The organism is Phreatobacter oligotrophus (assembly GCF_003046185.1).
GTDB classification, from domain to species: domain Bacteria; phylum Pseudomonadota; class Alphaproteobacteria; order Rhizobiales; family Phreatobacteraceae; genus Phreatobacter; species Phreatobacter oligotrophus.
Window position 1 is genome coordinate 145944 of the sequence record NZ_PZZL01000006.1, and the last position, 15978, is coordinate 161921.

Consider the following 15978-nt stretch of genomic DNA (forward strand, 5'->3'; position numbering starts at 1 on the left):
AGGCGGCCCGCTCTTTCCTCCGACGCTGAACGCGTAGATCTCAGTAGCGGGCGCTGACGGCAACAGGGCCGGTCGAGAACAGATAGCTCAGGCCGAGGCGAACGGTCTGGATGGTCTGGCGATGGCTGTGCGCATTGATCACGCCGTTCCCGCCCACGGGCGTGGCCGGGTAGGCGCGGGATCCGAAATCGGCGAAGCGATACTCGAGCCGTGCGGTCCAGCCCGAGCCGAAGGCATATTCGGCCCCGCCGCCGACGGTCCATCCCAGCCAGTTCTGCCGAAAGACGACAGGCCCGATCTGACCAAGGGTGAAGCTATGGCGGGCATCGGTGCCGGCGGCACCGCCGGCGGCATAGATCAGGAAGCGGTCGGTCGCGATTCCCACCCGCGCCTCGAGAGCACCCAGCAGGTTGGCCCGGCTTGCGAAGACGACCGGCGGATCCGTTATCGATCCTGCAATGGCGCCGGCATTGATGTCGGCCTGGAGACCCAGGACCAGCCGCCCGAACTGGCGGTTGGCGCCGACATGGAGGCCGACGAGGCCGCCCTGCCCGGCCCACCCTGTCCGGAACGGACCGGGAAAGGTCACGGTCCAGGCCTGATGGGTGCCGGCATATCCACCCTGGATGCCCGCATAGAGGCCTGACCAATCGAAGACGGGGGCAATGACCGCGGCGTCGACGGGCTGGCGCGGAACGCCAAGGTCGGCGGCATGGACGCCAGTCGTGGCCAGTGCGAGGGCTGCGGCAAGGCTCAAACGGCTCATCATGACGAACTCCATCGATCAGCGGTGATGATCGGGTAAGTCTTCGTCGATGATGAGATGAACGTGGTTACCGTACCGTAAAAACTGGGTCAAAAGCCTTCATGAGGCCTGTGAAAACAATAGACATTCTCGCCAAATACGAATTCTCAATTCACATATACTATTTGCAAATGACGACGAATTGGAGAAGGCGACACCAAAGCGCGACCGGACATGGCGATGGCCGGACCGCCTGCAGGCAGCCCGGCCTCGCCCAAGGGGGGAGCGCGCTCAGTAGCGGGCGCTGACGGCCGACGGGCCTGTCGAGAACAGGTAGTTCACGCCGAGCTTCACGGTGTGAATGTTCGAGCTGATGGTGAGCCCGTAGAGCGGCAGCAGGTCGCGCGAGCCGAAGCTGTGATAGGCATACTCGGCCTTCACCGTCCAATGGGGCGCGAGGGCATATTCGACACCGGCGCCGATGGTCCAGCCGACGCGCGAATAGCCCTGCGGCCCCGGGCCATAGCCGAAGGTCGCGGACTGCACGGCAAGGCCGCCCGTGCCATAGATCAGCGCCCGGTCCACGGCGAAACCGGCACGCGCGCGAAGGGTGCCAAGGACATGGGTCCGCACCCGGATGGCAGGGGGCAGGACGGGGTTGCTGCCGCTGATGCTGGTCAGGGCGAGATCCGCCTCGGCGCCGAGGACGACCTGGTTGATCTGATAGTTGAAGCCGACCTGGCCGCCGATCAGCGCGCCGCCGACATTGGTCGGAAACGGCACGCCGCCGAAGTTCACCGGCAAGGCACGCCCAAACCCGTAGCCCGCGTGAGCGCCAAGGTAGAAGCCGCTCCAGTCGAAGGCCTGCGCCGCGACAGCCGCCGACGAGGGCGCGCGCACCGCCCCAAGATCGGCTGCGCCGGCCCCCAGGGGCAGCGCGATCAAGGCAGCAGCAGCGATAACAGTTGTCTTCACGATGTGATCCTCATGGGCCAGCTCAAAACCAGCAACAGCCTGAGTCACATCACGACATGATCCGCATCTCAACCGTCGTCCGGCCTCGATGCCCAGTGATGATCACGTCTGCGCATGCATTCGCACCCGTCGTGACAATCCTACAACGGTGACGCGATACGGAATGCATGACGGTTTCTGTGATTTTCGCCCAATGCGATCATCAAGACATGCGATTGTGGAGATCGGCCCGCCGAAACAATGAAGATACCGCAAACGCAAACGGGCCGCCCGAAGGCGGCCCGCTCGTTCCTCCGACGCTGGAAGCGTCAGAAATCAGTAGCGCGCGACGACGGCCGACGGGCCGGTCGAGAACAGGTAGTTCACGCCGAGCTTCACAGTGTGGACCTCGTTGCGGACCGGCAGGCCGTACACAGCGCCGGCCGGGCGGGTGCCGAAGTTGTAGTAGCTGTACTCGAGCTTCGCGGTCCAGTTCTGGGTCAGGGCGTACTCGACGCCGCCGCCGAGGGTCCAGCCGGTGCGGGTGAAGCGCTCGATCGGGCCGCCGTTGGCGCTGAAGGCAGCGTTCTGGATGCCGAGACCGCCGGTCACGAAGAGGAGAGCGCGGTCGACGGCGAAGCCGGCGCGGGCGCGGACCGAGCCGAGCATGTTGGTGCGCAGCGAGAAGTTCGGGGCAGCAGCCGGGCGACCGGTGATCGCGGCGAAGGCCAGGTCAGCCTCGGCGCCGAGGACGAACTGGTTGATCTGGTAGTTGTAGCCAACCGTGCCGCCGAGGAGCGGGCCGTTGCCCGTGCCGGTGCCGAGGCCGACGATGTTGTAGTTGTTCCAGCCGTAGCCGGCGAAGGCGCCGACATAGAAGCCGGTCCAGGAGAAGGCCGGGGCCACGACAGCGGCGGCGACGGGGGCGCGGCGCGAGCCGAGGTCGGCGGCCTGGGCGCCGGCGGCGAAGGCGACGAGCGCGGTGGTGGCGAGGAGCAGCTTCTTCATTGCGAATTTCCACTTCAATGCTTGGGCACGGCTGGGAGAGCCCGCGCCGTCCCGCTGCGGAAAGCACGACTCGCTGTACCCCCGCAACCCGCGACCGCCCGTCGCAGGACACTTTTGCCCGATAGTCCCTGTATTGGACCACCGCCTGTGACATGAATGTCACGGTAGCGCAGTGGGGATGGGCCCATCGTCCCCGAACGCAAACGGGCCGCCCGAAGGCGGCCCGCTCGTCCCTCCGACGCGGATGCGTCAGGTATCAGTAGCGCGCGACGACGGCCGACGGGCCGGTCGAGAAGAGGTAGTTCACGCCGAGCTTCACGGTGTGGACATCGGAGCGCACCGTGCCGGTGTAGATCGGGCCGAGCGCCCGGGTGCCGAAATTGTAGTAGGCGTACTCGCCCTTCACGGTCCAGTTCTGGGCGACGGCATATTCCACGCCCGCACCGAGGGTCCAGCCGGTCCGGGTATACCTCTCCGGACCAACGGTGTTGGTGAAGGAGGCGTTCTGGAAGCCGAGACCGCCCGTGACGTAGAGAAGCACGCGGTCGACGGCGATACCACCGCGGGCCCGCAGCGAACCGAGCATGTTGGTGCGGTAAAGCACCGGGGCGGGCAAACCGACACCCGGGTTCCGGCCGGTGATCGCGGCGAGAGCGATGTCTGCCTCGGCGCCGAGCACGATTTGATTGATCTGGTAGTTGAAGCCAACCTGGCCGCCGATCAGCGGGCCGGTGGTGTTGGCTGGATAGGCCACCAGGCCAGGCGTGATACCCGTCGTGCGGCCGAAGCCGTAGCCGGCGTGGAGGCCCAGATAGAAACCGGTCCAGTTGAACGCCGGAGCGACGACCGCCGCGGCGACGGGCGAGCGCGGCGCGCCGAGATCAGCGGCCTGGGCGCCGGCGACGAAGGCGACGAGCGCCGTGGTGGCAAGAAGAAGCTTCTTCATCGGGTGCGTCCTGCAAGGGAGTGGCGCGGAATCTATCTGCCGCGCAATGATGCGGCGACCATGGCTGCGCTCTCATCGGCGCGCAAGATGAGCGCACTCGAAGAACGTGCGTTTCCGAAGGGGAAGCGTCTTTCCACCGCGTCGTGTGGCCGGCGGACCACACCAACCATGCGGCGCAACCCGTCATCGTATCGCCCTGCTCGCCTCCAGCCATGGACAAGGGAGGCTCAACCAGCAATGCCGGCAGCCCCGTTGGCGCCCCCTTCACGGCTCCTCCAAACGCAAACGGGCCGCCTGAAGGCGGCCCGTTCGTCCCTCCGACGCTGAGGCGCCAGCGATCAGTAGCGCGCGACCACGGCCGAGGGGCCGGTCGAGAAGAGGTAGTTCACGCCGATCTTCACCGTGTGGATGTCGGAACGCACGGTTCCAGCATAAATCGGGCCGAGGGTGCGCGTGCCGAAGTTGTAGTAGCTGTATTCCAGCTTGGCGGTCCAATTCTGGGTCAGGGCGTACTCGACGCCCGCGCCGAGGGTCCAGCCCGTCCGGGTGTACTTCTCAGCCGGGCCCGGGGTCTGAGCCGTGGCGGCGCCCTGGAAACCGAGACCGCCGGTCACGTAGAGAAGGGCGCGATCGACAGCGAAACCACCGCGGGCGCGCAGGGACCCCAGCATATTCGTGCGGTGCGAAATCGTCGGAAAGTTCCCGGGACGGCCGGTGATAGCAGTGAAAGCGAGGTCAGCTTCAACGCCAAGGACGATCTGGTTGATCTGGTAATTGAAGCCAACCTGGCCGCCGATCAGAGGACCGTTGACCGACGTCGGGAACACGCCGCCTCCGACGAACCGGGAATTACCAAAGCCATACCCGGCATGGGCGCCGATATAGAAACCGGTCCAGGAGAAGGCCGGAGCGACGACCGCAGCGGCAACCGGCGAGCGCGGCACGCCGAGATCGGCAGCCTGGGCGCCGGTGGCGAAGGCGACGAGAGCCGTGGTCGCGAGGAGAAGCTTCTTCATGGGGTGCGTCCTGCACAGGAGTAGCGCCGGTTCGACCAGCTGCGGAATGCCGAGCACGACCATGGCTGCGCTCCCCGCGTCGCGCAACATCAATTCACGGCAGGTACGCGTATTTCCCAAGCGGAATGAACTTTTCAACGGGGACTGTTGCTGGCGGACCACACTCCGCCCGACGAGTGCGTCACCCATGCAACGCAACACATCATCGTCTCAGCAGCGTTCACTTCAAAACGCGGACAAGCACGACCCAACCGCGAAGGCGGGCAACTCCCCGCCGGCGGCCACTTTTCACGGCTCCCCGAACGCAAACGGGCCGCCCGAAGGCGGCCCGCTCGTCCCTTCAACGCTGTGCGTCAGAAATCAGTAGCGCGCGACGACGGCTGAGGGGCCGGTCGAGAAGAGGTAGTTCACGCCGACCCGGAATGTGTGGGTCTGCGGCCGGATATCCACGGGACCATTGAATACAGCGGTCTTGGTGCCATAGAAACCATAGAGGTATTCACCACGGACCGACCAATTGTTGGTCACCGCATATTCGACGCCCGCACCGACGGTTCCACCAACGTAGTTGTACTTCCGCGGACCATTGAAGGGGAGATCAAAGTTTGCAGTCAGGCCGTGAAACGCAACGCCGCCGGTGACATAGAACAGGGCCCGATCAGCAGCGAAGCCAAGGCGGCCGCGGATCGACCCGTTATAGTCTGGGCGAACCCGAAAGAGCTCAGCACCACCGTTGCCAGAAAGACCAGTTCTTGAGCCAGCCAGGTAACTGAGGTCCGCCTCCAGACCAAAGACGACGTTGTTCACCTGATAGTTGTACCCGAGCTGGCCGCCGACCATGAGGCTCGTCGGAGAACGAGTGTACAGACCGAGAGCGCCATAACCCGGAATGTTGACGCGGTCCTGGTTGACCACGGCACCGAGGTGGGCGCCGAGATAGAAACCAGTCCAGTTGAAGGCCGGAGCGACAACCGCCGCGGCGACGGGCGAGCGCGGCACACCGAGATCGGCAGCCTGGGCGCCAGCGGCGAAGGCGACGAGCGCCGTGGTGGCGAGGAGAAGCTTCTTCATGGTGTGCGTCCTGCAAAGAGATGACGCCGGTTCGACCGGCCATGGAATGCTGGTCTCGACCATGCCGGGGGCACTGCCGCGACGCAAGGGCATTGCGCGCCCCAGACCCGTGATTCCCATGAGGAATGCGGGATTGAATACATGCTGTTGCGTGGCGACAACACAAAAGCGCCCGGGAAGAGGTCCATCGTACAGTTGACGTGGCACGTCACCTTGGTGCGACGACTCGTGATGGCAGATGTCGCACGGCAGTCCGATCGCGAATGCTGGGACCACGCCTCCGAATCGTAGATGGGGCTCGTGTTGGATACCCCTAAAACGCAAACGGGCCGCCCGAAGGCGGCCCGTCCGTCCCTCCGACGCGAATGCGTCAGGTCAGTAACGCGCGACGACGGCCGAGGGGCCGGTCGAGAAGAGGTAGCTCACCCCGAGTCGGACGGCATGGATCTGCGGTCGAATACGCTCCGAGTAGCCCGAAACCGGGAAAATCACTGTCTTGGCGCTGTAGTCCGTGTAACGATACTCAACGCGGGCGGTCAGGTTTGGCGTGAAGGCATATTCGACGCCTGCGCCCGCGGTCCATCCCGTCGTGTTGAAGCCGATGAACTCATTCGGCGCGCGCGAGGTCTGGGTACCCTGCGCGTTCATATAGGCGAAGCCACCGGTGGCGTAGATCAGCGCCTGGTCAACGGCGAAACCGACGCGGCCTCGCAGCGAGGCATTCCAGCGATGGCGCACTCCATTAACGTCGCCGCCCGATCCCCCGTCATTGCCGTTGATGCCGGAAGCTTCCACATCGGCCACAACGCCAAGAACAAGGCTGTTGATCTGCCAATTGTAGCCGACGTGAACGCCGCCCAGCAGACCGGACTGACGAGCATTGGCCTGGAAATTCGGGAAGGCGACCGGATTGACGACGACGGCAGTCCACGGCTGGGTTGCTGCGCCCCAACCGTACCCGAACTGTGCACCAACATAGAAGCCGGTCCAGTTGAAGGCCGGGGCCACGACAGCCGCGGCGACGGGCGAGCGCGGCGCGCCGAGATCAGCGGCCTGGGCGCCACCGGCGAAGGCCACGAGCGCCGTGGTGGCGAGGAGCAGGTTCTTCATGGGCATGTCCATTCCAGCCGCCGGGAATCCGGCCAGGCACTTTGCGCGGCGACCGTCCGCCCCGGCCAGGCGCCGGTCAATGCCGCAGAGCCTCAAGGACAGGATGAGCCGTCGATGAGGCGCTCATTTTCGCGACAGAGTGCCCCAACGACAACAGTGACGCGGCGCGGAATCACAGGTGAATCAAGTGGTTAAAGCCATAAGAGGCCGCACGATCGACGATCGCACCGGGGTGGCTGGCGCCGACATCATCGCCGCCCGGCCGGCCGGATGGCCCCAGCGACGGACCTGCGCACGCACCGCTCCCGCCGCCGCCGCGCCACGATTATATGATCGTTAACTATCGCCCCTCGCCCGGACAGCCCCATGGACGCCAAGCCCACTGCCGACCGCAGCCTCAAGGAGACGATCCGCGCCCTGCGCATCGACGAGGCCGAACGCACCGGCGTCGTCGTCGCCCTGCGCGAGGCCGACCTCGCCCGCCTCGGCATGCTGCAAGACCGGCTGAAGCCGGTCTTCGACGAGGTGCCGCGCCATGTCGAACTCTTCGACACGGGCATCACGCCGGGCGAAACGCCCCGGCTGTGGATCGACATGGTCAGCTTCGTCGAGATCGGCCGCGACAAGCGCAGCTACCGCTTCCTCCAGGATACGCGCGACGGCCGCCGCGTGCTGATCGAGAGCGCCGACATCGGCGCGGTTGCCGGGCGCATCACCGCCTATGTGGCCCGCCGGCTGATCGAGCGCGAGCGTCTGTTGGCGCAGACGCCCGCCCTTGCGCCCGAGCCGGCCGCGGGCGAACCGGCCCTGCCGCCCGCCGACCTGCCCGCCCCGTTCGTGGCATCGCAGCCGGCCGGTGACGCCCCGCCGGTCATGGAAGCGCCGGCCGCGGCCACGCTCCCCGTGCAGGAGCCGCCTGCTGCCGAGGCGCAGCGCGTCCGGTTCTCCGGCTTCGGCGCCTTCGTCATCTTCCTCATCGGCATCGCCGCGGGGATCGGCGGCGTGCTCGCCGTGGCCCAGTTCGCCGTCCGGATCTGACCGCCCTCCCCGCCCCTGGCGGAAAGGCTCCCATGCGAGCCCCCTCTTCCGGCGCCCGTGCGGCGCGGCTAGCGTGCGCGCCCGATCATCCGGCGCCGCCCCATGCGGCCGGCGCCCGCCCTCGCCGAGGAAATCCGCATGACCGCCAGCCCTGAGGCCATCACCCCGCCCCGCGGCCTCGCCCGCGCCTATCTCAATGTCGTCGACGGCAAGTCGGTCGCGGCGGCGAGCGGCGCGACCCTCGACGTGGTCGGCCCGTCCGATGGCGCCGTGATCTCCTCCATGCCGCGCTCGTCTGCCGAGGACGTGGACCGGGCGGTCGCCGCCGCCCGCCGCGCCTTCGAGGAGGGTCCCTGGGGCCGCATGACCGCGACCGAGCGCGGCCGCCTGCTCTGCAAGCTCGCCGATGCGATCCTTGCCAACCACGAAGAACTCTCGCTCCTGGAGAGCATCGACACCGGCAAGCCCGCCCGCCAGGGCAAGGCCGACATCACCGCCGCCGCCCGCTATTTCGAGTTCTACGGCACGGCCGCCGACAAGGTGCATGGCGAGACCATCCCCTTCCTCAACGGCTACACGGTCGCCGTGGTGCGCGATCCCCACGGCGTCACCGCCCACATCGTGCCGTGGAACTATCCCGCGCAGATCTTCGGCCGCTCGGTGGCGGCCTCGCTCGCCTGCGGCAACACCTGCGTGGTGAAGCCGGCCGAGGATGCCTGCCTCTCGCTCATCCGCATCTGCGAGCTGGCGCTCGAGGTCGGCTTCCCGCCGGGCGTCATCAACCTGCTCACCGGCCTCGGCGAGGAGGCGGGCGCCGCCCTCTCCGCCCATCGCGGCATCGACTTCATCTCCTTCACCGGCTCGCCGGAGGTCGGCACGCTGATCCAGTCGGCGGCGGCGCGGAACCACATCGGCTGCACCCTGGAACTCGGCGGCAAGTCGCCCCAGGTCGTGTTCAAGGATGCCGATTTCGACGCGGCTGTGCCGACCCTGGTCAACGCCATCATCCAGAACGGCGGCCAGACCTGCTCGGCGGGCTCGCGCATGCTGGTGGAGCGCGCCGCCTATGACGAGCTCGTCGGCCGCGTCGCCGAGCGCTTCAAGACCGTGCGCGTCGGCGCCTGGGACATGGACCTCGACTGCGGACCGATGATCACCCGCGGCCAGAAGAAGCGCGTCGAGGACTTCGTCGCCCGCGCCCGCGCCGACGGCATTCCGGTCCTCGCCGAGGGCGCCCTCGCGCCGAACCTGCCGCCGAACGGCTTCTACGTCGCCCCGACCCTCTTCGGCCCGGTGCCGCGCACCAACTCGCTCGCCTGCGACGAGGTCTTCGGCCCGGTCCTCTCCGCCATTCCCTTCGATGACGAGGAGGACGCCATCCGCCTCGCCAACGGCACCGATTACGGCCTCGTCGCCGGCGTCTGGAGCCGCGACGCCAAGCGCTCCATGCGGGTGGCCCGCGCCATGCGCTGCGGCCAGGTCTTCGTCAACGGCTACGGCGCCGGCGGCGGCATCGAGCTGCCCTTCGGCGGCGTGAAGAAGTCCGGCCACGGCCGCGAGAAGGGGTTCGAGGCGCTCTACGAGTTCTCCGCCTCCAAGACCGTCGTCATCAACCACGGCTGATCCGCCAGGACCGCCGCACCAAGCATCCACGCATCAGGGGGAAACCATGCGTCTGAAGGACAAGGTCGCCATCGTCACCGGCGGCGCGCAGGGCTTCGGCCTCGGCATCGTCGAGGCCTTTGCCAAGGAGGGCGCGCGCATCGCCGTCCTCGACCTCAACGAGGAGGGCGCCAAGGCCGCGGCCAAGCCCTTCGGCCGCAAGGCTTTCGGCATGAAGTGCGACGTCTCCAAGGCCAAGGACCTCCAGCGCGCCGTCGCCAAGACCATCGAGCGCTTCGGCAAGGTCGACATCCTCGTCAACAATGCCGGCACCTCCCACCGCAACCGGCCGATGCTGGAGGTGGACGAGGCGACCTTCGACCGCGTCTTCGACGTCAACGTGAAGTCGATCTTCCACTTCGCCCATGCGGTCATCCCGCCGATGCGGCAGAACGGCGGCGGCGTCATCGTCAATGTCGGCTCCACCGCCGGCATCCGCCCCCGCCCGGGCCTTGCTTGGTACAATGCCTCCAAGGGCGCGGTGAACCTGCTCACAAAGTCCATGGCGGTCGAGCTCGCGCCCGATGGCATCCGCGTCTGCGCGCTGGCGCCGGTGGCCGGCGACACGCCGCTCCTCGGCACCTTCATGGGCGAGGACACGCCGGAGATGCGCAAGAAGTTCGTCGCCTCCATTCCCATGGGCCGCCTCTCCACCCCGAAGGACATTGCCGACGCGGCGCTGTTCCTCGCCGCCGATCCCGGTCATTTCCTGACCGGCGTCGTGCTCGAGGTCGACGGCGGACGGTGCATCTGATGACCGTCACGCTCGCCGCCGTCAGCACCCTTCCCGCCGACGGCACGGCGGGCACCCTCGTAGGCCGGGTCTTCAGGCCCGGCCTCGGCCCCTCGGTCGTCGCGGTCCGCGACGGCGGCGTCTTCGACGTCACCGCCGCCTTCGCTACGACATCGGACCTCTTCGACCGGCCCGACCCGGCGGCAGCCCTGGCAGCTGTGCCGGGCGAGCGGATCGGTGACCTCTCCACGGTCCTCGCTCACACCCCGCCCGAGGCGCGCGACGCCGGAAAGCCCTTCCTGCTCTCGCCGATCGACCTCCAGGCTGTGAAGGCGGCGGGCGTGACCTTCGCCATCTCCATGGTGGAGCGCGTCATCGAGGAACAGGCCAAGGGCGTGCCCGAGCGGGCCGCGGCCATCCGCGCCGAGATCGGCGAGATCATCGGCGGCGAACTCAAGGGACTGAAGCCCGGCTCGCCAGAGGCCGCCGCGCTCAAGAAGCACCTGCAGGAGCGCGGGCTCTGGTCACAGTACCTCGAGGTCGGCATCGGGCCGGACGCCGAGATCTTCACCAAGGCCCCGGTCCTCTCGTCGGTCGGCACCGGCGCCGATGTCGGCCTCCACCCCATCTCCACCTGGAATAACCCGGAGCCGGAGGTGGTGCTGGTCATCTCGTCGAGCGGCCGGATCGTCGGCGCCACGCTCGGCAATGACGTCAATCTGCGCGATGTCGAGGGCCGGTCGGCGCTGCTCCTCGGCAAGGCCAAGGACAACAATGCCTCGGCTGCGCTCGGCCCCTTCGTCCGCCTGTTCGACGCCAACTTCGGCATCGACGCGGTGCGGGCCATGAAGGTGTCGTTGACCGTCACCGGCGAGGATGGCTTCGTTCTCGACGGCCGCAGCGACATGGCGGCGATCTCGCGCGACGTCGAGGACCTGGCCCGCCAGGCCATCGGCCCGCACCACCAGTATCCCGACGGGCTCGTGCTCTATTGCGGCACGCTCTTCGCGCCGATCCAGGATCGCGGCGACAAGGGCAAGGGCTTCACCCACAAGCTCGGCGACATCGTCACCATCGCCAGCCCGGAACTCGGCAGCCTGACCAACCGCGTCAGGCTGTCGACGCAATGCGCGCCCTGGACGGACGGCATCCGCTCGCTGATGGCGAGCCTCGCCGCGCGGCGAGGCTGACGGGGATCAGATGAAGGAGAGGAAGGGCACGTCGAACTGCCCTTCCCGGTTCGCCACCGCGACGACGGCGACGAAGACGGCCGCCACGGCCGCACGGAACTGACGGCGGGCCGAGCGGGACTCGCGACGGGCCAGCACCGTCATCACGCCCCCGAGGTCAAGCGCATATTCGCGGGCCAGGAAAGCCGCGACCTCGCTGCGCGTCTTGCCATTGGCAAGGCACTCCTCCGCGAGATCGACAAGGGCGTCGGCGCTGGTCTGGCTGTGCATGGCGACGGTGGTCTCCCGCTGGTCCCAACCACAAAAACGATGCCCCGGCACAACAGCGGAGCCGGCATCATTTGTCATGCGTCCCACTACGTAGCGGTTGCGGTTTAGCCTGCGACGGAGCGTCGCGCTGTCGTGATCGCCCCGTCACGGACCCGTGCGAAGAGGAGCCCGCACCCCAACAAGGAGGCTCCCATGACCTTTCGTGCCGGCGACATCGTCACCCTGAAATCGGGCGGCCAGGCCCTCACCGTCGCGGCGATCCACGACGAGGACGCCACCTGCATCTGGCTCGGCGAGGAAGGCGACCTGTTCCGCGAGCAGATCCCGCTCGTCGCCCTCGAGGCGATCCTCGACCCCGAAGACGAGGAAGAAGGGGACGAGGAAGACGGCCAGTCGGAGGACGAGGAATCCGACGACGAGGAGTAAGTCTCTTCTCGTTCAGTCCGAACTCGGAAGGCGGCGCATCGTGAACTCGATGCGGCCGTCTTCCAATTCGCGCCAGAACTCGACCTCGGTCAGGTAGGCGGCCTTCGGGAAGCGATCCAGGATCTCGCGGGCCTTGATCCGCGCCGCCTCGCGCGGCAGCACGAATGTCTCGCGCTTCCACCCATCGGACGCCTGCTCGCGGGCGCCGGGCGCACGGCGGACGGCATCAAAGGGCCTGTTCCTGTCCGACCTCATCGCCCGCCTCCCCGGCTCAGGCCGCCGCGGCAGCCTCCAGCGCTTCGCCCGTCATCGGCACTGCCATGCTCCGCTCGGGGCGGGGACCGAAGAGCCGGTCCTGCTCCTCGCGGGTGGAGGTCATGAACGGATAGCGATCATAGACACGCTGCCGCATCAGAGGGAAGGACACGCCCATCAGGTTGATGGGGTTCTTCAGGTTCGGGTAGAGCCGCGGCTCGCCGACCGGTTCCATGAACAGCAGGCGCTTGTAGAAGGCGCGATGCTCGGTGCGGACCGTCGCCAGCGCATAGTCGGCCTCGGCATATTCGGCCGCCAGCATGCCCATGCGCACGGTGGCATAGGCGAGGCCCGGATGGATCCGCGACAGCTCCTGGTCGACGACGAAGCGCGTCGGATCGACGATCACCTCGCCCCGCGCAATGCGCGGCCCGAGCACATCCCCGAACACCGAGAGAGCCGGCGCGATGGGGTGAGCGGGGCTTGCGACATGAACGCGGATGGAACTCGCCAGAACACCGTCGAGATGCAGCCCGAAGATGAAGACATTCGGCGCATCGTCGAAGTCGTCTGCGAAGAGGCCCGTCTCATTGGGAAGGATCGCGCCCTCCCGGAGGTAGCAGTCGTAGCGCAGGCGGAACACCGCCTCACGCTCGGCGGCGGTCACCACCCGCCGGTAATCCACACGCCGCACCAGATCTGCGACATTGCGGGAGAACGAACTTTCGGCGTTAACCGTAATCATCTGAACAACCCCGCGAGTCTGTCGAATGGCAGCCCGTTTGAGCAGAGACATTGTTCATGGTTTTTTAACCAATGGAAAGCGGTTGGTTAAATCATCGTTAACGCGCCCAGGTAAAAACGGTCAGATACAATGACCGTTATCATCATACCTCCGTTATTGCTTCGCTGCGCTGCACAGCGGGGCCGGCCCCCTCGCGGAGCGGCGTCAGGCCATCGACATGAGGGCAGGAAGCTGGCTGTCGCCGCCGTTTTGGGGCGCCATCTGCGGCCAGGGGAGCATCTGGCCGGATCGAGGAGGGAGAAGCGGGCGGCTCATGTCCCGGCACCGCACCGATCTCCGGGAGCGGCCACGCCGCGTCATTGTGCAGCACGGGATGAATACGGATGCCGCTGGGGCATGCCGCTACGGAAGTAATAAGGGCGCGTTTTACGCAGCCTTGGTGAGTAGATCCTTGGCGGTCCGGCCCATCATCGCCCTGACCTGCGCATCGGGCACGGCGGGGCTCAGGATGAAGCCCTGGATCTCCGTCACGACACCCGCAGCATCGATCATCTTGAGCTGCTCGTGGGTCTCCACGCCCTCCACCACGACGGCGAGGCCAAGTTCCGCGCCGAGGCGGGTGACGCCGCGCAGCAGCTTGGCGGCCTTGCGGTCGGTGGTGATCGGCCGGACGAAGGACCGGTCGATCTTGACCTTGTCGATCGGGAACTTGTGGAGATAGCTGAGGCTCGAATAGCCCGTGCCGAAATCATCCAGCGATACGCGCACGCCCATCGCCTTCAGCCGCTCGAGCGTCTCGAGCACGGGGGCCGAGTCCTTCAGCAGCAGCGTCTCGGTGATCTCAAGCTCCAGGCGTGAGGGGTCGAGCCCGCTGATGCTCAGCGCCTCGGCCACCACCGCGACCACGTCGTCGCGCTCGAACTGCACCGAGGAGAGGTTCACCGCGACGCGGACCCCGTCCGGCCACCCGGCACAGGCGAGGCAGGCCTTGCGCATGACCTGGCGGCCCATCTCGAGGACGAGGCCGGTCTCTTCGGCCACGGGTATGAATTCGGCCGGCGAGATCATGCCGCGGACCGGGTGGGGCCAGCGCACCAGCGCCTCGCAGGTGGTGACGCTGAGCGTCTTGAGGTTCAAAAGCGGCTGGAAATAGACGGCCAGTTCGTCGTTCTGCAGCGCCCGGCGCAGGTCCATCTCGATGGCGCGACGGGCCTGGGCGCGACGGTCCATCTCTTCTTCGTAGAAATGCAGCATGCCGCGGCCGCCGGCCTTGGCGCGGGCGAGCGCCATGTCGGCGCTCTTGAGGAGCTGGTCGGCATCGGTGCCGTCGCGCGGCGCGAGGGCAATGCCGACGGAGGCGCCGCAGGCAATGGCCTTGCCCTCGACCTGCACGATATCGCCGACGGTCTCGATGACCCGGCCGGCGAGCGAGATGACATCGTGCTCGCTGCGGGCTCCGGTCTGCAGGATGACGAATTCGTCGGCGCTGAAGCGGGCGACCACGTCGTTCTCGCCGACGGTGAAGCGCAGCCGGTCCGCGACCTCGATCAGCACCGCATCGCCCATGCTGTGGCCGAGCGTGTCGTTGATCTGCTGGAAATTGTCGAGGTCGACGAAGAGGACGGCCAGCATGTCGTCGCCGTTCATCATCGCCAGCGCCGCCTCCAGCCGCTCCTGGTAGAGCGAGCGGTTCGGCAGGCCGGTCAGCGCGTCATGGCGGGCCATGTGGGCGATGCGGGCCTCGGTGCGGCGCTTCTCCGTGATGTCCTCGATGGCAACGACCAGCCCGCCCGACTCCATCGGCTGGAAGGTCATGTCGACATTGCGGTCGCCGGCGGTGACCTCGAGCTGGCTGCTGGCGAGATCGCCGCGCCGCGTGCCGACCGCCTCGATGATGCGGCCACCATCGCGCTCCGACAGGAGGCCGAGTTCGACATAGGCCGCGATGATCGCCTCGCAGCGCGAGCGGGTGGTGATGGTCTCGGGATCGATGGGGAGGATCTCGCTCCAGCGACGGTTGACGACCAGCACCCGGCCATCGGCATCGAACATGGCGAGGCCATGCGGCATGTTATTGAGCGCCGTGTCGAAGCGGTCGGCCAGCAGCGAAACGTCGCGCTTGGCGATGATGGCATTGAGCAGGATGTCGCGCAGGCGCCGGGCGATGCTGCGCACGCTGGCGAAGAACGGCACCGCGAAGCAGGCGAGGATCAGGTAGTCCCAGTTGCCGGTCATCACCATGCCGAGCACCAGCGGCGCGCACAGCAGGGCGATCTGGTTGTCGACGAAGGGACCGTTGGCGAAGTTCCGCCCGCCGACGCCGACCATGTAGGACAGTGCCACGGCCACGCAGAAGAGATGCGCGCTCGGCAGCGTCGTCAGCACGAAGCAGGCGAGGCACCACAGGCCGATGGTGAAAACCAGGAGATTGGCGCCAATCGTGTACTCGCGCTCCCAGCGCCGCGCCTGTTCGGCGCTGCGGACATCACGGCGTTCCCGCCGGTAGGCGCGCATGCGCAAGACGCGCCCCGCAGCGATGAGGACGATGGCGAAGGGAAAGCCGACGAGGATGGGATTGCCGGTGAGGACGGCGACGTAAACGGTGCCGGCGAGGGCGGCGAGCACGCCGAGGAGCAGCGAGCGCACGTCCTCGTACAGCGCATCGACCATCGAGACATACACCTCGACCGGCAACTCGCGCGCTGTGTTCTCAGGACCGTTGCGGGTGACGCTCACCATCTCGTCAGATTAAGCCATGGGGCCTCTCCGGACGGAGCGGCGGACGTATTGATCCAACCAAAAAAAACTT

Annotated in this window: 16 protein-coding genes; 5 read left to right on the forward strand and 11 right to left on the reverse strand. The window is 67.0% G+C overall.

What is annotated here, in order from left to right:
- Positions 1-40: 40 nt before the first annotated feature.
- The 7 genes from C8P69_RS15155 to C8P69_RS15185 all read right to left on the reverse strand — a co-directional run bounded on the left by C8P69_RS15155 (position 41) and on the right by C8P69_RS15185 (position 6850).
- Positions 41-769 carry an outer membrane protein gene (locus C8P69_RS15155; RefSeq protein ID WP_170118256.1) on the reverse strand — a complete coding sequence of 243 codons (729 nt, stop codon included), beginning with the start codon at positions 767-769 and terminating at the stop codon, positions 41-43.
- A 267-nt stretch (positions 770-1036) separates the two neighbouring features.
- The gene (locus C8P69_RS15160) at positions 1037-1720 is read right to left on the reverse strand and encodes an outer membrane protein (protein WP_170118257.1); all 684 of its coding nucleotides are present in this window, start codon (positions 1718-1720) and stop codon (positions 1037-1039) included.
- Between the two features lie 315 nt (positions 1721-2035).
- Positions 2036-2707 (reverse strand): outer membrane protein, encoded by a 672-nt coding sequence (locus tag C8P69_RS15165; RefSeq protein WP_108178271.1) that lies wholly within the window; start codon positions 2705-2707, stop codon positions 2036-2038.
- A 256-nt stretch (positions 2708-2963) separates the two neighbouring features.
- Positions 2964-3653 (reverse strand): outer membrane protein, encoded by a 690-nt coding sequence (locus C8P69_RS15170; RefSeq protein ID WP_108178272.1) that lies wholly within the window; start codon positions 3651-3653, stop codon positions 2964-2966.
- 338 nt (positions 3654-3991) lie between these two features.
- Positions 3992-4732 (reverse strand): outer membrane protein, encoded by a 741-nt coding sequence (locus C8P69_RS15175; protein WP_170118258.1) that lies wholly within the window; start codon positions 4730-4732, stop codon positions 3992-3994.
- 297 nt (positions 4733-5029) lie between these two features.
- Entirely contained in the window at positions 5030-5740 is a 711-nt protein-coding gene (locus tag C8P69_RS15180; RefSeq protein ID WP_170118259.1) for an outer membrane protein, read from the reverse strand.
- A 375-nt stretch (positions 5741-6115) separates the two neighbouring features.
- On the reverse strand, positions 6116-6850 hold the full coding sequence (locus C8P69_RS15185; protein WP_108178379.1) for an outer membrane protein: 735 nt from the start codon (positions 6848-6850) through the stop codon (positions 6116-6118).
- Between the two features lie 366 nt (positions 6851-7216).
- Between C8P69_RS15185 and C8P69_RS15190 the strand changes: the two genes are divergently transcribed.
- From C8P69_RS15190 to C8P69_RS15205, 4 genes are all read left to right on the forward strand, one after another.
- Positions 7217-7888 (forward strand): hypothetical protein, encoded by a 672-nt coding sequence (locus C8P69_RS15190; RefSeq protein WP_108178275.1) that lies wholly within the window; start codon positions 7217-7219, stop codon positions 7886-7888.
- Positions 7889-8026: 138 nt separating this feature from the next.
- The gene (locus C8P69_RS15195) at positions 8027-9511 is read left to right on the forward strand and encodes an aldehyde dehydrogenase family protein (RefSeq protein ID WP_108178380.1); all 1485 of its coding nucleotides are present in this window, start codon (positions 8027-8029) and stop codon (positions 9509-9511) included.
- A gap of 46 nt (positions 9512-9557) precedes the next feature.
- Complete coding sequence (locus C8P69_RS15200) at positions 9558-10304, forward strand: SDR family oxidoreductase (RefSeq protein ID WP_108178276.1); 747 nt, start codon at positions 9558-9560, stop codon at positions 10302-10304.
- A complete protein-coding gene (locus tag C8P69_RS15205) occupies positions 10304-11473 on the forward strand; it encodes a fumarylacetoacetate hydrolase family protein (protein WP_108178277.1) in 1170 nt (389 codons plus the stop codon). The genes C8P69_RS15200 and C8P69_RS15205 overlap by 1 nt, the downstream gene beginning before the upstream one ends.
- Positions 11474-11479: 6 nt before the next feature.
- Here the strand turns inward: C8P69_RS15205 and C8P69_RS15210 are convergent, their stop codons facing one another.
- Positions 11480-11743, reverse strand: coding sequence for a hypothetical protein (locus C8P69_RS15210; RefSeq protein WP_108178278.1), 264 nt, complete (start codon positions 11741-11743; stop codon positions 11480-11482).
- Positions 11744-11935: 192 nt separating this feature from the next.
- Here C8P69_RS15210 and C8P69_RS15215 point away from each other — a divergent pair, with 192 nt between their 5' ends.
- Positions 11936-12169, forward strand: coding sequence for a YodC family protein (locus C8P69_RS15215; protein WP_108178279.1), 234 nt, complete (start codon positions 11936-11938; stop codon positions 12167-12169).
- A 12-nt stretch (positions 12170-12181) separates the two neighbouring features.
- Here the strand turns inward: C8P69_RS15215 and C8P69_RS15220 are convergent, their stop codons facing one another.
- The 3 genes from C8P69_RS15220 to C8P69_RS15230 form a co-directional block, all read right to left on the reverse strand.
- On the reverse strand, positions 12182-12424 hold the full coding sequence (locus C8P69_RS15220; RefSeq protein WP_108178280.1) for a hypothetical protein: 243 nt from the start codon (positions 12422-12424) through the stop codon (positions 12182-12184).
- Positions 12425-12440: 16 nt separating this feature from the next.
- Entirely contained in the window at positions 12441-13118 is a 678-nt protein-coding gene (locus C8P69_RS15225; protein WP_146167355.1) for an N-acyl amino acid synthase FeeM domain-containing protein, read from the reverse strand.
- 477 nt (positions 13119-13595) lie between these two features.
- Positions 13596-15905, reverse strand: a complete 2310-nt coding sequence (locus C8P69_RS15230) for a putative bifunctional diguanylate cyclase/phosphodiesterase (RefSeq protein WP_170118260.1) — start codon at positions 15903-15905, stop codon at positions 13596-13598.
- Positions 15906-15978 lie beyond the last annotated feature (73 nt).

Excerpts from the sequence above, each read along its gene's own strand:
- C8P69_RS15200 (WP_108178276.1), top strand. The coding sequence starts at position 9,558 with ATGCGTCTGAAGGACAAGGTCGCCATCGTCACCGGCGGCGCGCAGGGC.
- C8P69_RS15195 (WP_108178380.1), top strand. The coding sequence starts at position 8,027 with ATGACCGCCAGCCCTGAGGCCATCACCCCGCCCCGCGGCCTCGCCCGC.
- C8P69_RS15220 (WP_108178280.1), bottom strand. The coding sequence starts at position 12,424 with ATGAGGTCGGACAGGAACAGGCCCTTTGATGCCGTCCGCCGTGCGCCC.
- C8P69_RS15210 (WP_108178278.1), bottom strand. The coding sequence starts at position 11,743 with ATGCACAGCCAGACCAGCGCCGACGCCCTTGTCGATCTCGCGGAGGAG.
- C8P69_RS15175 (WP_170118258.1), bottom strand. The coding sequence starts at position 4,732 with ATGGTCGTGCTCGGCATTCCGCAGCTGGTCGAACCGGCGCTACTCCTG.
- C8P69_RS15185 (WP_108178379.1), bottom strand. The coding sequence starts at position 6,850 with ATGAAGAACCTGCTCCTCGCCACCACGGCGCTCGTGGCCTTCGCCGGT.
- C8P69_RS15190 (WP_108178275.1), top strand. The coding sequence starts at position 7,217 with ATGGACGCCAAGCCCACTGCCGACCGCAGCCTCAAGGAGACGATCCGC.
- C8P69_RS15155 (WP_170118256.1), bottom strand. The coding sequence starts at position 769 with ATGATGAGCCGTTTGAGCCTTGCCGCAGCCCTCGCACTGGCCACGACT.
- C8P69_RS15165 (WP_108178271.1), bottom strand. The coding sequence starts at position 2,707 with ATGAAGAAGCTGCTCCTCGCCACCACCGCGCTCGTCGCCTTCGCCGCC.
- C8P69_RS15170 (WP_108178272.1), bottom strand. The coding sequence starts at position 3,653 with ATGAAGAAGCTTCTTCTTGCCACCACGGCGCTCGTCGCCTTCGTCGCC.
- C8P69_RS15215 (WP_108178279.1), top strand. The coding sequence starts at position 11,936 with ATGACCTTTCGTGCCGGCGACATCGTCACCCTGAAATCGGGCGGCCAG.
- C8P69_RS15205 (WP_108178277.1), top strand. The coding sequence starts at position 10,304 with ATGACCGTCACGCTCGCCGCCGTCAGCACCCTTCCCGCCGACGGCACG.
- C8P69_RS15180 (WP_170118259.1), bottom strand. The coding sequence starts at position 5,740 with ATGAAGAAGCTTCTCCTCGCCACCACGGCGCTCGTCGCCTTCGCCGCT.